Origin of the sequence: Cellvibrio sp. OA-2007, assembly GCF_000953825.1 — a bacterium.
Classification (GTDB): domain Bacteria; phylum Pseudomonadota; class Gammaproteobacteria; order Pseudomonadales; family Cellvibrionaceae; genus Cellvibrio.
On sequence record NZ_BBUL01000094.1, the window covers coordinates 47,428 to 66,764 of the forward strand.

Here is a 19,337-nt window from a genome sequence, read left to right on the forward strand (position 1 = left end):
AGGAATTTTTATGCGCGAGATAAGCCGCACCGCTCTGTTTGGAAAATTAAATCCGGTTTTGTATAAAGCCATTGAAAGCGCAACCGTATTTTGCAAATTGCGCGGCAATCCCTATGTGGAATTAGCTCACTGGCTGCATCAATTAGTGCAGTTAGACGATAGCGATATGCATCGCATTGTGCGCCATTGCCAATTGGATGCCAGCCAAATTGCCAGCGAGATTACGCTAGCTATAGAGCAATTGCCGCGTGGCGCCAATAGCATTAGTGATTTGTCACCTAGCATTGAATCGGCGGTTGAGCGCGCGTGGGTTTACGCCACACTTATGCTGAATGAAGTGCAAGTGCGGAGCGGCAGCTTATTATTAGGCCTATTAAAAACACCAGAGCTGCGCAGCAAACTCACTACTATTTCACCCACTATTGCCAAGCTCGATAGTGAAAAACTTGCCGAGGAATTTACTCGTATTTTAAATGAGTCACCAGAGCAAACACTCAGTGCTAGCGACAACTCGTTGGCCGTTGGCAACCCCGGTGAATTTAGCGGCGCTATGGCGCCCGGCGCCCTGGGAAAGCAGGAAGCGCTCAATCGTTTTGCAGTAGATTTAACTGAGCGCGCACGCAATGGTGAGATAGATCCTGTTACCGGTCGCGATGAAGAAATCCGTCAGATCATCGATATATTAATGCGTCGCCGCCAAAATAATCCGCTACTCACCGGCGAAGCTGGCGTGGGTAAAACCGCCGTTGCTGAAGGTTTTGCGCTGCGCCTTGCGCAGGGCGATGTACCGCCACAACTCAAAGACGTGCGCTTGTTGTTACTAGATATTGGCTTGCTGCAAGCAGGCGCCAGTATGAAAGGTGAATTTGAACAACGCCTGCGCCAAGCGATTGATGAAGTACAAACTAGCGCCACGCCGATTATTTTATTTATCGATGAAATTCATACCCTAGTTGGTGCCGGTGGCGCAGCCGGCACAGGCGATGCCGCTAATTTATTAAAGCCCGCACTCGCGCGCGGAACCTTACGCACCATAGGCGCAACAACCTGGAGCGAATACAAAAAATATATTGAAAAAGATCCTGCACTCACCCGCCGTTTTCAAACCGTTCAAGTAGGTGAGCCAGACGAGCAGAAAGCGATTGCGATGTTGCGCGGTATTACTGCCAACCTTGAGCAGCATCACCAAATACTTCTGCTCGATGAAGCCATCACTGCTGCAGTAACGCTGTCACATCGCTATATTCCCGCGCGCCAGTTACCCGACAAAGCCATCAGCCTGCTCGACACTGCCTGTGCGCGTGTCGCCATTAGCCAGCACGCAACACCAGCAGCGCTAGAAGACTGTCAAAAACGTATTGCTAATTTACGCACCCAAGCGGGTATTCTCGACCGTGAAGCGGTGTACGGTTTGGCCGATCCCGAGCAACAAAAAGCTTGCCAAACAGAATTAGATTTAGCACTCGTCGAAGAAGAAACATTACGCGATCGCTGGGTTGCAGAAAAAACCTGCATCGAACAATTATTACAATTACGCCAACAATTGTTTACGGCGAATCAACAGCCTGAAGAAACCGAAAGCGATATTGACCTCGTTGCACTACGCAAGGAGCATCAAACATTACTTGCACAACTTGCCGATATTCAAGGTGAATCACCGCTGGTATTACTTGCCGTGGATGAAGCCGCCGTTGCTACAGTCGTCGCCGACTGGACCGGCATTCCACTCGGGCGCATGTTGCGCAATGAAATTACCAATGTATTGCACTTGGCCGACAATCTCGACCAACGCGTGATTGGCCAGCGCCACGCATTGGAATTAATTAGCCGCCGCATTCAAACCGCGCGCGCGCATTTAGATAACCCCAATAAACCTATCGGCGTATTTATGCTGGTTGGCCCTTCTGGTGTGGGTAAAACGGAAACCGCATTGGCACTTGCTGAAACACTTTATGGCGGCGAGCAAAATCTCATCACCATTAACATGAGTGAATTTCAGGAAGCGCACAGTATTTCTACACTCAAAGGTGCGCCGCCAGGTTATGTCGGTTATGGCGAAGGTGGTGTGTTAACCGAAGCCGTGCGACGCAAACCCTACTCAGTGGTTTTATTGGATGAAATTGAAAAAGCCCATCCCGATGTGCACGAATTATTTTTCCAAGTATTTGATAAGGGCTGGATGGAAGACGGTGAAGGCCGCGCAATTGATTTCCGCAATACCGTCATTTTGCTCACCTCTAATGTAGGCACTGATTTAATTAGCAGCCTCACCCGCGACCCTGATTTATGCCCGGAGCCAGAAGCGCTTGCCGGTGCCTTGCGCGAACCGCTACTGCAAGTATTTCCGCCGGCATTTTTGGGGCGCATGGTGGTAATTCCCTATTACCCACTAAGCCATACCACCCTCGCCGATATAGTGCGCTTGCAACTCGCGCGCATTCAGCAACGAGTATTAGAGCAACACCATATTAATTTCACTTACACCACAGCAGCGGTGGATTTAATTATTCAACGCTGTACCGATGTGGAGTCAGGCGGGCGAATGATCGATGCGATTCTTACTCATCATTTACTGCCAGTAATTAGCCGTGAACTCTTGGGGCGCCTTGCGAACAATACGCCGCTCACCAGTATTCATTTGGATGTTAACGCGAATGAATTTAATTTTCACTTTACGCCCGCGAACATTGAACCTTCTATCACTCAGATTGCGCCCAGCGCAGCAGTAGAGGCATAACGGAATCGATCATGCAAAGGAATTACAATTTACTCAGCCCTTTACCGCCAACCGATTTACGCTTTGTCAGTATGAAGGGTACCGAGGCGGTATCGCAGCTCTTTGCGCTCACATTAAATTTGCAAAGCCCGCGTAAAGACATCAACCCGAACGATCTGCTCGGCCAGCCGATATCAGTCGCGATTAGTCTGCCCGGCGGCGGCGTGCGCCACATTAACGGCCAATGCACTCAGTTTTCCAGCGCCGCAAAATCGGGGCGCCATTACGCTTATAGCGCGGTAATTCAACCCTGGCTTTGGTACGCTACACGCAGGCAGGACTATCGCATCTTCCAACACAAAACCGTCAAAGACATGGTGCAAGAAGTACTCGCGCCCTACGCGTTTGAATTTCGTTTTGATTTAACCCGCAGCTATCGCACCTGGGAATATTGTGTGCAATACCGCGAGACAGATGCAAACTTTGTGATGCGGATGTTAGAACATGAAGGCATTTGGTTTTGGTTTGATCACAAAGCCGGTTCCCATGCATTGGTGATGACCGATGACATTGGCAGTGCCAGCCCCGCACCCGGTTGCGCCTCACTGCCCTATCGCAGTTCCGCACAGGGCAACCCCAATGAAGATTTTGTTAGCGAGTGGCATGCCGCTGGCGCAGTGACATCGGGCGATTACGCCGCGCGCGATTATTCGTTTAAAGAAGCTAGCGCCCTGCTCGATACTCGACAACAAAAACCGGGCGAGCACGCGCACAATAGTTTTCAAATTTTTGATTATCCCGGCAGCTACTACGAAGCTGGTGAAGGTAATAGTTACGCACAAGTGCGCATGGATGAATTACACAGCCCCCATCAACGCGCCAGTGGTCAAGCTTCTGCGCGCGGTATTGCACCCGGCCGCTCGTTTACCCTAAAAGATCACACCCAAGCACAACTCAATCGGGAATATTTAATTCTGGCTTGCAGTTATTTTTTTCAAGCCAATGACTATGAAGCCGATTCAGGCACCACACCGTTTGCGATGGAAACCAGTGTCTACGCGCACCCGAGCAGTCAACCTTTTCGCCCTGCACGGGTAACACAAAAACCCATCAGCCAAGGGCCAGACACTGCCGTCATCACCGGCCCCGCTGGCAAAGAAATTCACACCGATGAATTTGGTCGTGTGATTGTGCAATTTCAGTGGGATCGCTACGGCAACAATGATGAAAACTCCTCCTGCTGGATTCGTGTATCACACCCCTGGGCCGGTTCCGGTTTTGGTGGCGTACACATACCGCGCATCGGCCAAGAAGTATTGGTGGATTATTTAAACGGCGACCCGGACCGCCCGGTCATCACCAATCGCGTGTACAACAATTTGCAACCGCACCCCTGGGGCTTACCTGCTAACGCCACCCAATCCGGTTTTCTCACCCGCTCAACCCCCAAAGGCACCGCGGAAGATGCCAACGCGTTTCGCTTTGAAGACAAAATCGGCGCAGAACAAATTTGGATTCACGCACAGCGCAATCAAGACATAGAAGTCGAACACGATGAAACCCATTGGGTCGGCAACGACCGCAATAAAACAATCGACCGCGATGAAACCGTGCACGTTAAACGCCACCGCACCGAAACAGTAGACGGCAACGAAACCATCACCGTACATGAAAACCGCAAAGAGCGCGTGGATAAAAACGAGACGATTAGCATCGGCGTTGATCGCACCGAAGATGTCGGCAAAAACGAAACCATCACGATTGGCAAAAATCAATCATGCGATATAGGCGGTCACAAAAAAGAAACCATCGCCAAAACCAGCATGCAGAATGTTGGCTTGGCACGTATGGACAATGTGGGAGCGGCCTACAGTTTAAACGTAGGCGCGGCGATGAATACTATCGTTGGTTTGAGTAATACCGAACAAGTCGGCCACACCAAAAATATTCAAGTCGGCAAAAATACCACACTCAACACCGGAGAAAATTTGGTGCTGGAAGCAGGTAAATCCATCACGCTCAAAGTGGGTAAATCCATGTTAGTAATGGACAGCGACGGCAAGATTACCTTAACCGGCAGCGACATCACTTTTGAAGCCAGCGGCCCATTGCAAATCACAGGCAAGGATATCGACCTGAACTAGGTCGATCACAAGGAATTGGATTGATGCAGTTTGTAAATTTGACGCCGTTTCACAGCATGGCTTTTCAATCGCTGGATAACGCTGGTCACTACTGCACAACAGTGGTGACCAAGGTGGGTTATCGCATTGTGATTGACCCAAGCACCGGGAAAGGTGAATTGCAATTGATTGAGCAAGAGCCACTGCCACTGGTTCTCGCCGATGAGCATTGGGATGACGACCCGCAAGGCAGCATAAAACAGGAATCGGATCTAGCCCCTTTTAAACCGCGTTGTGATTTATTAATCGCTGGCAACACCTATGCCCCAGAAGGAAAACCAGCTGACCAATGGCCAGTACGTGTACGATTAACACAAATATCTTCCGAAAATAACAACCTAAATACAAACAACAATTCGGAACAAAACTCTGCATCAACAACGCTAATTGATAAAACACTTTATATTTATGCGCCCGGACATTTTCATAAAACGTTTTTTGGCTGGGCATTAAAGCGCGATAAAAATACCACGCAAATACCGCTGCGCTGGGATTATGCATTCGGCGGCGCAAGTAAAATTGCAAACCCAAAATATCAGCAAGATCCTAATCAGCCAGAATGGTTACTCAACGAGGCGTGTTTCAGCAATCCAGTGGGCTGCGGCTGGGTTGATAAACGCCACCAAAAATTAGCGCAAAAAGCCGCGCAGCCTTTATTACAAACTATTCCTGCCCCCTGCTTTTTTTATCCTAATGAAGCGATTACCGAACCTGTTTTTATCCAACAGCCCAAAACCATTATCAACGCAAAGGATATGCAAGATATCGCTAAACAATATCCCTGTCGCCCTGCAGGTTTTGGCTCTGTAGGTCGCAGTTGGGCACCACGCGTTTCACTCACCGGCACTTACGATGAACAATGGCAACAAGAACGCTGGCCATTATCACCAACGGATTTTGATGAGCACTACTGGAATGCAGCCCCACTCGATCAACAATGCGCGTGGCCACGCCCCGACTGCCAACTAGAAACATGGTTTTTATTTTCACCTGAATTAGCACCACAAGGTTATGTGCAGATGCAATTGCCAGGGCACAGAGCATTTGTGATGGCGCGCTTACAAGACAACACACCTATCCCACTCGCAGCGAATATCGACACCGTTCTACTCGATACAGAAAAACAACAGCTCGAAGTGGTCTGGCGCTGCCGCATCAAACAAAACAGCACAATAAAACAACTGGAAGCACGTTTTGAAATTAATCCTCAGGCGCCGCTACTGAAATATGAATCAACCACACATCAAACCAACACAACATTGAGTGAGGCAGTCTAATTATGTCGAACGATATTACTGCGCGTAAAAATTGCCAATGGTTGGTTATCAGCATGGCGCCCGATGTGTGCAAAACGCCTGTAGGCAGCGCGATTGTTCCCATCCCCTACCCTATCATCGCCAAACTTAGCGACTCGGTAAAAACCGTGACAAATGTAAGAGCTAATAGAGATGAATTACTCACTATCAGCGGACACATCCCAAGCACTCTGGGCGATCAGGCTGGCGTACAAAAAGGCATAAAGAGCAGCACAGTCGGAGCTAAATGTTCATACAAAAAAAGCCAACACAGCAGCACAGTACGCGCAGGAAAGCAGCGAATACTACGCCATGGTGATAAGTATTGGATGAACCACTAATGCACTCGTTTTGCGCCATCACCACTACCGGCTCTTGTGCCTGGGACTTGGCTATTGTGCCGGTGATTGCGCGTTTTAATTCATATCGGAAATCATAATGTCGAAAAGGAAAATCACCGCATGACTGGAAGCAGCGCATCGGTAAATACACAACCGATACAGGTCAACACCCTCAGTAGCCAGATCACCCATCATGGCAACATGACCATTGTGAATAACCCCAAAGGGGTAACCATGGCTTGGGAAGCACCTGCCAATATGGACGTTGCTGAAACTGCGCACTATATGGGCGTTAGCAACCTGCGCCATGAAGTACATACCGATATGGCCACAGGTGAATCTACCAGCATGGCCTATACCGAATTAACGCATGAAGAATACGAAGCCTATCGAAACTCACGCCAAGGCCGCTCACTCGAATTACCGCCGCAGCCACCAGAGAAAATGGGCAACACCATCGGCACCATTACCTTCACGCCAGCACCTAGCGGTAAACGCGCCGAGTACGCCAATCCCCCCGAAAAAGAACCACAAGAAAGTAGCGATAAACCCAACGAACAATTACAAGCGCTTATCGATCAAAAAAACGATGACCGCAGTCTGTGGCAGCGCACCAAAGACGGCGCCGCATCAGCATGGGACAGCACCAAACGCATCGCCAATGCCTCATGGGAAAACCCAGGCGAATTCGGCAAAGGGCTAGCAAAGGGAATCGGGAATTTACCCTCTGATATTGCCAACCTCGCAGTAGAAGGTATTAAAAATGGTGGTTTAAGCCCACTGAACCTTAACAACTACGCAAAACTGTTAGATTACCAAGCGATGAATGCTTACGAAGCAGGTAATATTGCCAGCGCCAATGCCATGGCAAGTAGAGCAAACAGTATTCGCGAGTTCGGACAAGTTGGTGATATTTTTGAACTCACCAATGACGCACAAAAAGGTGGATCATTTGCCTCTATATTTATTCCGCTGGGAACGCTGGTAAAAGCGCCTGCTGCCGCTGCAAAAGGCATGCGCACCGCTAAAACAGCAGACGCAGCTGCAAACACCAGCAAAGCGGCGAACACTGCCGGAGATGTGAACAAAGCCGCGCATGTGGATGATGCTAGCAAGGCGCCTGAACCCAAGGGACCTAATGGAAATGGGGGAAAAATAAAACAAAAAATTAAATCTCTTCGTAGAAAGTATCTTGGAAAAACTCCGGGCAAGAACTCAAAAACAGGGCGAGAAGTTCAGGAGAGAATGAGAAAAGAAGGAAAGTTGAGAGACGGAAAAAAAGGGCCTGAATTTAAAGCATCTGACGGGGAGTGGTATCCGCTAAAAGATGCAGATATGTCACACAATCCAACTGACGCTGTCAGCTGGTGGAACAAAATAGGTAGACAATATGGTGCCAAATCACCCGAAGTACGCAAATGGATGCTTGACTCGAAGAACTATACGCTAGATCATTTTTCAATAAATCGATCCGCTGGTGCAAAACTTACAGAAACCTATTTACCCCCATTAAAATAAGGAAAACATATGCAAAATTTAGATGTATCTATAAGAGACAAGATCGACGAAACTCTTATTGAATCCTACAAACAATTTAAGGCTGAAAATCTTGAAAAAGCTATTCTACTCGCAAATAGCGCATGGGAAGACATACCCGAGCCAAAATTTGATTGGGATGTAAGTAAAAGCTTTGTATTAAGCATTGCAGAAACATATAGGGACTGTAAGCTTTTTGATAAAGCAATTAACTTACTAGAAGAGTTGTTTTCATCAAAAACCGTAAAAAGTCATCAAGATGGCCCCTATTTTATGATGGGAACAACTTACTATGAGATGGGAGACACAAAAAATGCGATTAAGTGGTTATCTGAGGCAAACGCAATATCAAAAGGGCGCTGCTTTCGCGAAGAAGACCCCAAATACCTAAAATTCTTTCTGGAAAATAAAAAGGGATAATAAATGGAACTGCCTGACGATATATATACTGAAATTGAAGAACTTTCAGAAGCTGGAAACCAGCTATGCGATGATGAGAATTTCACCGCTGCAATTGAAAAATGGAACCAAGCCTTGATGTTACTTCCCGATCCAAAATCTGACTGGGAAGCATATACATGGCTGTCAGCCTCCATTGGCGATGCGCTTTACCAGTTAAAAGATTTTGCCGCTGCCCGCGAGAAATTTTTCGATGCACTCAATGGACCAGACGGAAGAGAAAACCCATTTGTACACTATCGCCTGGGACAATGTGAAATTCACATTGGCAACGAGGAAAATGGTATTAATCATTTGCTACAAGCTTACATGCTCGACGGCGAGGATATCTTCCAGGCAGAAGACGATGGCGCAGTGTATCTACAAAAGCTTTCAGAGAAAAATCTTACATAAACATCCACACCAGAACGACTTAGCCCATAAAATGGAACCACCGCAGATCATTATATTTAACGTTATCAATAGCACTTTTATCTGGAACTAAAAAAGTATTATTTAATAAAACGGAAATTACGCAAACGAGTGATTTAATTAAAAATGAACCACTCGTTTTGATTGTTAGAAAAGTAGCATAACTTCAACACGCCACCTAACAGGTTATAAACCCAGAACACCACACTCAACAAGGACTGATGTATGACATCCATTACACTACAAAATTTTATCGCCACACACTTACCCTCCCCTAAAAATACACGAGCCAGCGCCGAGACTATCGCATCCTACAAAGGTTTTTTACCCAGCAGCTTATTAGAGCTTTGGCAGACAACAGGATTTGGTTTTTACGGCGACGGGCTGATTCAATTGATTAACCCTGACGACTACAAAGAAATTCTCTGGGCATGGTTATTGCGCGATGAAGATATGACCCGACTCCCAATAGCACTCTCTGCATTTGGTGATATTTTTTACTATCGGAATTTAAATGACGAAGATAGTGAAGATGATGATGAAACCCATGAGGATGTTTCATTTCTTGATCCGCACATACCTGAATCAGGCTGCACAGTGTGGTCACTGAATGACTTTTTTAATGAATGGCTCTGCGATAGTGAAGTGATCGAAAATTTCTTGAATAGAGACATGCTAAACGCCGCCACTGAAAAACACGGCGAACTGGAAGAAAACCAAATATTTACATTTGTTCCCGCGCTAAAACTAGGCGGTAGAAGATCAGCCGAATACACCGATCGCTGTGATGCCGAATGCCAACTGAATTTTCTTTTGCAACTTGCACAAGACGCATAGAAAACTGATTTCAAATAAGAGGGGCAAGGCAGCAATAGCTTTCACCAAATCTCACATTGTGCACCCCATACTTATATAGACGAAGAAAAAAAGGCCCACACCGGTTAAAGTGTGGGCCAAACGAGCAAGGGGATTTTTAAACGATTAATTTACCGGAATAAACTCGATGCGATCAGCATTCCATTCCCATGTTGATGCCGTCGTGCCAGCAGAAATAATCCGCACGTTATGCGTGCCTTGGGTCAGACGCACGCTACTGCCAACTTCCAGCAGTGTAAACACATCCCAATTGTTATTGTTGGGCACAGTCTTTTTCGCCACTGACACACCATCCACCAACACCTCAATAGCACCACCAGTTTGGGTGGTGCCGAGATAAGCATTGATACGATAGTTAGCAGTTGCAGTCACATTGATGCTGTAGTCCGCCCAGTCACCGGTTTGGTTGTAGTTAATAGCACCTACTCCCGCCGCAGTGGTGTACTTTTGGAAGCCCTGATAGGTTCCGCCAGTTGCGATGTACGACTCAGCCTGCATCACTACCGGTACTGCCGCTGGCGCCGAACTTGAAGCACGCGATGAAAAGGAAGGAGTAGCGACTGCCACTTGAGTGAACTCAATGCGATCTGCATTCCATTCCCAAGTCGATGCGGTAGTGCCCGCCGAGATAATGCGCACACTGTGCGTACCGGCACTTAATTGCACGCCACTCGCTACCACTAACTTGGCAAACACATCCCAATTGTTGTTATTGGCAACGGTTTTTTTCGCGACTGACACACCGTCAATCAACACCTCTATAGCACCACCGTCTTGTGTGGTACCCAGGAAGGCATCAATGCTATAGGTGCCCGCACTGGTGACATTCACGGTGTAATCGGCCCAATCGCCACGTTGATTGTAGTTAATAGCCCCTACTCCAGCTGCCGTTGTGTATTTTTGGAAGCCTTGATAGACACCGCCCGTCGCGGTATATGCTTCAGCCTCCAACACCAACTTCAAGCCACCCGTTGCCACACTGGATGCAACCGACGAGCTTGAAGATACAGGTGTGGATGAGCGCGATGATAAACTCAATGGAGCCGAAGACGGCAATGACGATGACAGCGGCGTTGATGAACGTGAAGAAGATGCTGGTGTCGATGCAGCAATTGACGATGCACCACCAGTCGTTGCTTTCAAAATACGATAGCCAATCTTATCCAGATTCCACTGATACGCACCGCCAGCTCCCACACTGATCAAGCGCAGCGTATGAGTACCTGCAGAGTTAATCTGCAGACCATTGGTCACTACCGTAGTCACGTGCTGATCCCAATTGCCATTGTTGGGCAAGGAGGAACGGCCATTGGAAATACCATCCACCAGGAACTCCACACCCGCACCATCCAGAGGTGTACCGGTTGCCAATACCAATTGATAAATACCCGCCTGCGCAAAGTTAATATCAAACTCCACCCAGTCGCCGGTTTGGTTATCGTTGATATTGCCAGCACCAGTAGTGCTTTTCACAAAACCGCCATAGGCTCCACCGGTGCGATTAAAAGCTTCGGCTTCGATGTAGGTCAGTGTGGTATTGGAGGCAACAACTTCCACTTGGGTTTTACCGCTAAAGCCACCGTCGTTACTGCGCCCGGTAATCTCGGCCACACCCAACCCAACACCTTTTACCAATCCAGTACTGCTCACAGTCGCGACTGCGGTATTACTGGAGGTCCAAGTGACCGACTTATCACTGGCATCAGCCGGAGTGAAACTGGTCTGGATTTGTAGGCTGTCATTTTGTGGGATCAAGGTGCTCGCGGGCGATATGGCCATCCCGGTCAATAACTTGGCTTTCACCTGAATGTTTGCCGTGCCCACTATGTTGTTAGCGACCGTTTTTGCGGTAATGGTGACATTGCCTGCCTTAAGGCCAGTGACCACCCCTTGGGCATCCACAGTTGCAATGGTGGTATTAGAACTGCTCCAAGTCACTTTACGGTTAGGCGCATGAATTGGCGTAACTGCCGCGCTTAGCTGTTTGCTCGCGCCTATATAAAGAGGGTTAGGCAAACCCACCACAGAAACTGCAGCAGGCACCAACTGGCTGACAGATACCGAAGCCGTAGCAGTTAATGCACCGTCCACTGTTTTTGCGGTGATAGTGGCAGAACCTGGCTTGTTACCGGTCACCAAACCATTTTGATCAACACTGGCCACACTGGGGTTAGATGAAACCCAAATGACGTTTTGGTTGGAGGCATTAGCCGGGCTAACACTTGGTTGAAGCGCTACCGATTGAGTCACCAACAGATTGCTGACGCTGGTTTGGCTCAGGCTCAAGCCAGTAACGGGCGTGCATGGGCTACAAGCTGCAGGAATACTACGGGTAACCTGAGTATCCATATCCCACACCTGCAGGCTCACCGCCGCGACTTCACCCTGGGCAATTGTCGTTAACTGAATGTTGTTATTGCCGCTTGCGCTTAAATAACTCACATCAAACGGAATCTCCAAGGTTGCCATGGAGCGCCCGCTTCTTCTTGACTCATCGCCGCGCCAATCGGTTTTCACCGGCACTGTATTACCGTTAATTTTAAGCGATACGCGACTGTCGGAAGAACCTGTCGCTATGCCGTTATTCATAAAGAAAGCACCAGTCACACGCAGTTGCGCTTCACCTTTAGCCGGTTTAGGCACACCGTTCACCTGGGTATTCACACTGGCAGCCGCAACGCGGTAGGGGGCATTGGCAGTCAGTGGTTCAGCTGGGTATTTTTTCTCTTTGCTGTTAAGTGTTGGGGTTGGATTATTGGTGTATTCAATATCCAAAATCACCGTTGCATCTGCGCCAATAGTGATGTTTTTAGGCAGACTGGTCAGAGTGGCATCAGCCAGAATTGGCTTACCTACACCGTTGGCTGGATTGCTATCATCATCAATGGCCTCGTCTAAATACAAGTGGCGCATTTTGATGCTCTTGATCGCATTACCGGTAATGCCCGCAAAATTCATATCAACAGTGGTCGCCTGAGCTTCCAAACTATTCAAAATGACATATATGTGTTTGCCCTTCACATAGGCATCCACTTGAATGTCGCGGTCACTGGCATAGGTATCTACACGGGTGCCGTCAACGTCACGCCACAATTCATACCATTTAATGGAAGGGTTAAAGTTCCAGGTACAGTTGGTATAAGCCGTAGGTGTTTCGGTACAGGTTGAGTAATCGCGATCCAACAGACTTTGGCCGTAAGGATGGGTTTTATCCTCATCGCCCCACTCACCCTTAACCACGATGAACGGCATGGACAAAGTAATGTAATCAGGGCGCTCCATAAATTGCATCATCATCTGCGAGAAAGGCTTGAGCACTTCCCAACGCATACGCTGACGATCCAGCTTGGTGATATCGGTGCCGGTAATATTGCCGTATTCCGACACAACAACTTCTTTATGCTCACCAAGCATTTTCATGTCGTACCATTCCATCAAATCCATTACGCCTTCCGTTTGAAAGCCGGTGCGCAATGCACCATTTTTGCTGGAGGCGCCATCCCAAGCGGACCAGTCATACAAGTGGATGGAGTAAAAATCCATGTTTTTACCGGCGGCATCCATAAAGCCTTTCCAGATGTAATCCCACTGGTACCAATCAGAACTCGGGCTTGGGCCATTGAGTGACATAGTGGGCGATTTATTGAAGCTGTTGATACGGATAGCATTCTTAATCGCTTCACTGCCCGCATCTGTGCCATAAAACATATTCAATAGCGCATCACCACGATTGCGCGGCGAACCTGTTGCGGTTGCATCGCCTTTTTCCAAATCGTGCAGACCCCAGGTCATACCGCCGATTTTGGGCGCCTTATTGCCCAGCTTGGCGCGTACGGTATCGGCGACCACGTTGTGGAACTCAAACAAGTCTTCCCAAGTAGAGAGATGCCCCTCGTGACTGGGCACATTCATCAACATATCGGGTTCGTTGACTACCTCCCAATATTTGGGCATAGGAATAGCCGTAGGATCATTCTCGTATTGCACAAAAAATTTATTTAAAAATTCCGCATACCATTCTGCTGCATCTTGTGCGGTGCGTGGTCGCCACGGAGTTTCACTGGTCAAGCCACCACCAAACCATGAATAGGAGCTCCAGTTAGGGTAAGCAGGTCTGGGTTGCGAGCCCATAATCAACGAAGAGGTGCGCCCAAAATATTCCTGTGCATCGGCGTATTTGGTATCCAAATTTTCTTTGTATTGCGCAGAAAGGCTAGTCAACTGTGCCAGATTAGGTTTGTTCGCATAACCAAACGGAAATGGGCTGGGTGTATCGGTAGAGCGCGCCTTATCACCACCGGTTTGGCCAAAATAGTACATAGACAAACCGTTATCGCGACCAAAGGTCACACCCAGACTCATGAGGTAATCGAGCTTGTCTTTTTCTCCCAGGAAATCATTTTCCATTGGGCTGGCATGAATTGTAATGCGTCGCTCGCGTCCAAAATCAGAGACGCCATTGACCGAGTGTTTAATATTCGCGTTGATATCAACCTTAACGTTTTGCGCCAATGCTAAAGTCGCCATGCTACTTAAAACCCCAGTAGTAATGGCGGCAACAGCAAGGCGGAGTTTATGTTGTTTAAACATAATTGCCTCTTTGATGAAATGATAATTATCGTTATTGGGAAAAAACAAAAAAACTGAAGAACATATTATTGTTATGAATAGTTGGCCAAGACGATTCTGATTAACGCGAACCCCAAGCCCCTGCTGGTGAAGCTGTGCCAGTAGCAGAAATAGAATATTACTCCGATATTTTTTGCATTAACACAACTTTGTTAACATTTTACAGTTAATCTTTATCTTTCATTACACTCTACCCACCCTCTACACGCGAACGGATACTCCACCCACATCGCCGCCCTAGCCATGCGCTATCACACCGCTCCACAACCCGACATTTTGTTAACATTTAATGTTTGACATTAAAAAGAAGTAGGCAGATGATGCCTGCGCAAGGCAAGAAGCGGCAATCAGGCTTTTCAAGCTTTAGCAAGCCGCCCTTACTTTCACATCAACCATAAGGCCCATTTTGATTCGAGCATAAACAAAACAGGTCAATAAAGAAAAAATGAAAGACCATTAGGAGAGTGTTGTATGGCGATGATTATTCAAGACCGCTTCAAACTTAAAGTACTTTCAGCTGCAGTGATCGCAGCATCCAGCATCAATATTTATGCGCAAAATTCCGGCGCTGTCGAAGAAGTTGTAGTAACCGGGATTAGAAGCTCGCTCACCGGCGCAATGGAAACCAAGCGCCAAGCCAGCGGCGTAGTAGATGCCATCAGTGCCGAAGACATAGGTAAATTTCCCGACACTAACCTCGCTGAATCTTTACAACGCATTACCGGTGTATCCATCGACCGGAGCAACAATGAGGGTAACCAAGTGACCGTTCGGGGCTTCGGCCCCAGTTTTAACTTGGTGACTTTAAATGGCCGTCAAATGCCTAACTCATCCGCTTTGGACAGCACACCAATTTCGCGCAGTTTTAATTTCCGTGAAATTGCAGCAGAAAGTGTTTCCGGCGTAGAGGTGTATAAAACCGGCAAAGCAAACGTAGCCTCAGGTGGATTGGGCGCAACCATTAATTTGAAAACTGCCAAGCCATTTGATTTTAATGAATTGGTTGCTCACGCGAGCGTGAAAGGTGTAATCGAGCCCACTGTTGAAACTGGTGATGAAGTAACACCGGAAATTTCCGGCATGATTAGCAATACCTTTGCCGATGGAAAGTTTGGTGTACTCGCGTCTTATTCCTACGCCGAACGTAACTTCCATGTCGATCGCATCGGCACCCAAAATGGTTGGAGCCGCGGCTACCCCGGCCAACAAAATCCTGACACCAGCGCTATTGATACTGATCGCAACCCCACTAAAGCGACATGGCGCATTCCCACTGTCGATTTGGAAAATGCCAATTACGAACGCACCCGTCAAAATGGCCAACTCGTATTGCAATTTGCCCCAATCGACAACCTGACCACGACCGTTGATTACACCATGTCGCGCCTTGAAGAAGACGGCGCGATGAACCGTATGAGCTTTTGGTTTGATAATGTACAAACCGGTAAAGCCGATGCCAATGGCACCATCATTAACCCGGCGCGCAACAACGATGAGTTGAACTTTTGGGCTTGGGAGTATGGTTTTAACACTGAAAATGATTCCTTCGGTGTAAATGTAGAGTGGGACGTTAACGATCAATTATCTTTCACTCTGGACGCACATGACTCCACATCTCATGCAAACCCGGGCGCACAACCTGCTGAGCGCATCGCCAATACCAAAAACCCTTTTGGCGCAGTGGATATAGCAGCGGATTTCTCTGGCAAATTGCCCAGCGTTTCCTATGACGACTCAGGCTTAGCTGGCGGCGCATATAACAAAGCCAATATTGTCGGCGACCTGTATCAAGAGCGCGGTCATGAACTGGAAAATAATATTCAGCAAGTTCAATTGCACGGCGTTTGGAAAAATGCAGATGCAGGTGCACTCTCTGCAATTAATTTTGGTCTAGCGCAAACACAAAACACCGTAGATGTAAAAGATATTTACAGCGCGAACTTTGCATTAAGCGGTATGGACCTGAGCAATCTAAATCTCAGTTTTGATAAAGGCGACATCGGCTTTGAATATGTACCTGTATTTAGTGCCAATGAGTTTATTGATTTGGTGTATGCACAAAATCTGAACAACCCAATGAACTACGGCACTAACGGCTTAGAGGAAGATACCAGCGCACTTTATCTATCATTTGATTTTGATGCGGAATTTAACCAAATGCCGGTTAAAGCCAATGTTGGCCTGCGCTACGAAGAAACCGATGTTAGCTCCTACACCATCACTAAACCAGTGGTAGGTTTTAACTGGGTATCGCCACTGGAGATGTCGAAGATATACGCTGATACCGAACAGTCGGACACACTCAAAGGTAATTACGACAATTTTTTACCTAACTTCGATTTAAGTCTAAATGTAACAGATGATCTGGTAACACGCTTCTCGTACAGCAAAACTATTGCGCGCAGCAATATCGATGCAATGTATCCAGGCACTGACTTGGTTACTCACTTATCAACCGGCCCATTCAAAGCCAATCAAGGTAACCCAGGTTTATTACCATTCGAATCTGAAAATCTCGATTTATCACTTGAGTGGTACTACGGTGAAGGCAGTTATGTATCTGGCGGTTACTTCCGCAAGAAAGTGGATAACTTTATTGCTGTAGGCCAAGAAAATCGCATCATCAGCAGCCCCAATGGCCCGCTGACTAACCCCAGTGCCAATCCGCGCCCCGGTTGCCCGGGCGGCTCAGTGGCCAACCCAACTCCAGCCTGTACATCGCAACCTGGCGATCAAGCAATTGTCTGGGAAGTTTCCACACCAAAAAACCTGAATGACTCTTTGGTTGATGGTTGGGAATTTAATGTGCAGCACATGTTTGGCGAATCAGGCTTCGGCACCATTGTTAACTACACCATGGTAGATAGCGATGACAGTTACGATGTCTACAGTTTGGAAAATGACTTGGCGCTGCAAGGCTTAAGCGATTCCGCTAACTTTGTCGGTTTCTACGAGAAAAATGGTTTCCAAATTCGTATTGCCTACAACTGGCGCGACAAGTTCCTCTTGGCTTCTGGTACTGAACCTACCTTTACTGCGGCCTATGATCAAATTGATATCAACGCAAGTTATGAAATCAATGAGAATCTATCCGTGTTTATTGAAGGTTTGAATGTAACCGATGAAGCAACCCATCGTTACGGCCGCTGGACTAATCAAATCAAAGATTACGAGCAATACGGTTCTCGTTACAACGTAGGTGTGCGTGCGAAATTCTAATTGTCAGTGTTTAACACCCAATTATGATTGAGCATAAAAGAGGTCGCCTAGTATCGGCGACCTTTTTTTTAACAACAGAACAGATCAAGCGGATAATAAAAATAGCGGTGCAAATATGACAACAGCCATAAAATCCATTGTCATTGTGGGTGGTGGTGCAGCCGGTTGGATTACCGCTGGCACACTTGCAGCCAAAATACGCAGCCAGCATAGCGAAGGCATACAAATTAGCCTCGTAGAATCACCCAAAACACCCATCATTGGCGTCGGTGAAGGAACCTGGCCCACTATGCGAAACACCTTAAAAAAAATGGGTGTACGTGAGACAGATTTCATTCGAGAATGTAATGTCTCCTTTAAACAGGGTGCGAAATTTGTACATTGGTGTACCGGACAAGAAGACGATTTTTATTATCACCCTTTAGTATTGCCGCAAGGCTTTTCCGAAATTAATCTTGCGCCCCACTGGTTAGCTAATCCACAGAATCAATCTTTCTCCAACGCGGTCTGCGTGCAGGAAACCCTTTGTGAAGCAGGCTTGGCACCGAAATTAATTACCACACCGGAATATGCCGCCGTTGCAAACTACGCCTACCATCTGGATGCAGGTGCATTTGCCGAATTTTTGAGAAAACACTGTACAACCAATCTGGGTGTCACCCATTTATTGGCTGATGTTATTCATGTAAATACCGCCAACAATGGCGACATAAGCTCAATTACTACAGACACACAAGGCGATATTGCAGGCGATTTATTTATTGACTGCAGTGGATTTAATTCACTATTGCTGGGCAAACACTACGAAGTGCCGTTTATATCCTGCAAAGATGTTCTTTTTATCGACACAGCCTTGGCAGTCCACCTGCCCTATGAAAACGACCAAAGCCCAATCGCCTCACATACCATTTCTACCGCACAGGATTCCGGTTGGATTTGGGATATAGGCCTGCCAACTAGGCGCGGTATAGGCCATGTATTTTCCAGTGCACACACCAGCACAGAGCAGGCCGAAGAAAAGTTGCATCAATACATCAGGCAACAATCCTCCAATAGCGAGCACCTTTCGGTGCGAAAAATCCCCATAACACCTGGATACAGAGCAAAATTTTGGGAGAAAAACTGTGTCGCTGTGGGCTTATCCGCAGGGTTTCTTGAACCGTTGGAAGCATCGGCATTGGTACTAATCGAGATATCCGCCGCGATGATTGCCGACCAACTACCAACAACACGCACTGCGATGGACATCATTGCAAAACGATTTAATGAAACTTTTTTATATCGCTGGCAACGCATCATTGATTTTTTGAAATTGCATTACACCCTCAGCAAACGTGACGACAGTGATTTTTGGCGAGACAATCGATGCTTAAGTAGCATCCCAGAAAGCTTGCAAGAGTTAATGATTTTGTGGCGCTACCAACCGCCCTGGCATATGGATTTTGATCGCGCGGCTGAGGTATTCCCCGCTGCCAGCTATCAATATTTACTGTACGGAATGGGCTACACAACAGAAGCCAGCACTCTAGGTATGTCGCAACACAATCAACAATTAGCGCAAGTGTTATTCAACAAAAATGCAACGTTGGCGCAACAACTCAAAAGCCAACTTCCCAGCAACAGAGCGCTTATTAACAAAATAAAAGAATATGGATTACAGCCCGTTTAATTT

General features: G+C 47.3%; 11 protein-coding genes. 10 read left to right on the forward strand and 1 reads right to left on the reverse strand.

Annotated features, from left to right (window positions below):
• Window positions 1-10: 10 nt before the first annotated feature.
• The 8 genes from tssH to AWU77_RS14990 all read left to right on the forward strand — a co-directional run bounded on the left by tssH (window position 11) and on the right by AWU77_RS14990 (window position 9,778).
• Window positions 11-2,737 (forward strand): type VI secretion system ATPase TssH, encoded by a 2,727-nt coding sequence (tssH, locus tag AWU77_RS14955; RefSeq protein WP_062064929.1) that lies wholly within the window; start codon window positions 11-13, stop codon window positions 2,735-2,737.
• Between the two features lie 11 nt (window positions 2,738-2,748).
• On the forward strand, window positions 2,749-4,860 hold the full coding sequence (locus AWU77_RS14960; RefSeq protein WP_062064931.1) for a type VI secretion system Vgr family protein: 2,112 nt from the start codon (window positions 2,749-2,751) through the stop codon (window positions 4,858-4,860).
• Window positions 4,861-4,883: 23 nt separating this feature from the next.
• Window positions 4,884-6,176, forward strand: coding sequence for a DUF2169 domain-containing protein (locus AWU77_RS14965; protein ID WP_062064933.1), 1,293 nt, complete (start codon window positions 4,884-4,886; stop codon window positions 6,174-6,176).
• A gap of 2 nt (window positions 6,177-6,178) precedes the next feature.
• A complete protein-coding gene (locus AWU77_RS14970) occupies window positions 6,179-6,535 on the forward strand; it encodes a DUF4150 domain-containing protein (protein WP_062064935.1) in 357 nt (118 codons plus the stop codon).
• A gap of 120 nt (window positions 6,536-6,655) precedes the next feature.
• Window positions 6,656-8,053, forward strand: a complete 1,398-nt coding sequence (locus AWU77_RS20175) for a GH-E family nuclease (RefSeq protein ID WP_084618469.1) — start codon at window positions 6,656-6,658, stop codon at window positions 8,051-8,053.
• 9 nt (window positions 8,054-8,062) lie between these two features.
• On the forward strand, window positions 8,063-8,491 hold the full coding sequence (locus AWU77_RS14980; protein WP_062064937.1) for a lipopolysaccharide assembly protein LapB: 429 nt from the start codon (window positions 8,063-8,065) through the stop codon (window positions 8,489-8,491).
• 3 nt (window positions 8,492-8,494) lie between these two features.
• Window positions 8,495-8,923 carry a tol-pal system YbgF family protein gene (locus AWU77_RS14985; RefSeq protein WP_062064939.1) on the forward strand — a complete coding sequence of 143 codons (429 nt, stop codon included), beginning with the start codon at window positions 8,495-8,497 and terminating at the stop codon, window positions 8,921-8,923.
• Window positions 8,924-9,166: 243 nt separating this feature from the next.
• Window positions 9,167-9,778, forward strand: a complete 612-nt coding sequence (locus AWU77_RS14990; RefSeq protein ID WP_084618471.1) for a GAD-like domain-containing protein — start codon at window positions 9,167-9,169, stop codon at window positions 9,776-9,778.
• Between the two features lie 144 nt (window positions 9,779-9,922).
• Here the strand turns inward: AWU77_RS14990 and AWU77_RS14995 are convergent, their stop codons facing one another.
• Entirely contained in the window at window positions 9,923-14,407 is a 4,485-nt protein-coding gene (locus tag AWU77_RS14995) for an Ig-like domain-containing protein (protein ID WP_062064941.1), read from the reverse strand.
• 510 nt (window positions 14,408-14,917) lie between these two features.
• On the opposite strand from AWU77_RS14995, the gene AWU77_RS15000 reads away from it, so the two are divergent.
• Both AWU77_RS15000 and AWU77_RS15005 read left to right on the forward strand, forming a co-directional pair.
• Window positions 14,918-17,665 (forward strand): TonB-dependent receptor, encoded by a 2,748-nt coding sequence (locus AWU77_RS15000; RefSeq protein ID WP_062064943.1) that lies wholly within the window; start codon window positions 14,918-14,920, stop codon window positions 17,663-17,665.
• Window positions 17,666-17,780: 115 nt separating this feature from the next.
• Entirely contained in the window at window positions 17,781-19,334 is a 1,554-nt protein-coding gene (locus tag AWU77_RS15005; protein WP_062064946.1) for a tryptophan halogenase family protein, read from the forward strand.
• Window positions 19,335-19,337: the final 3 nt, after the last annotated feature.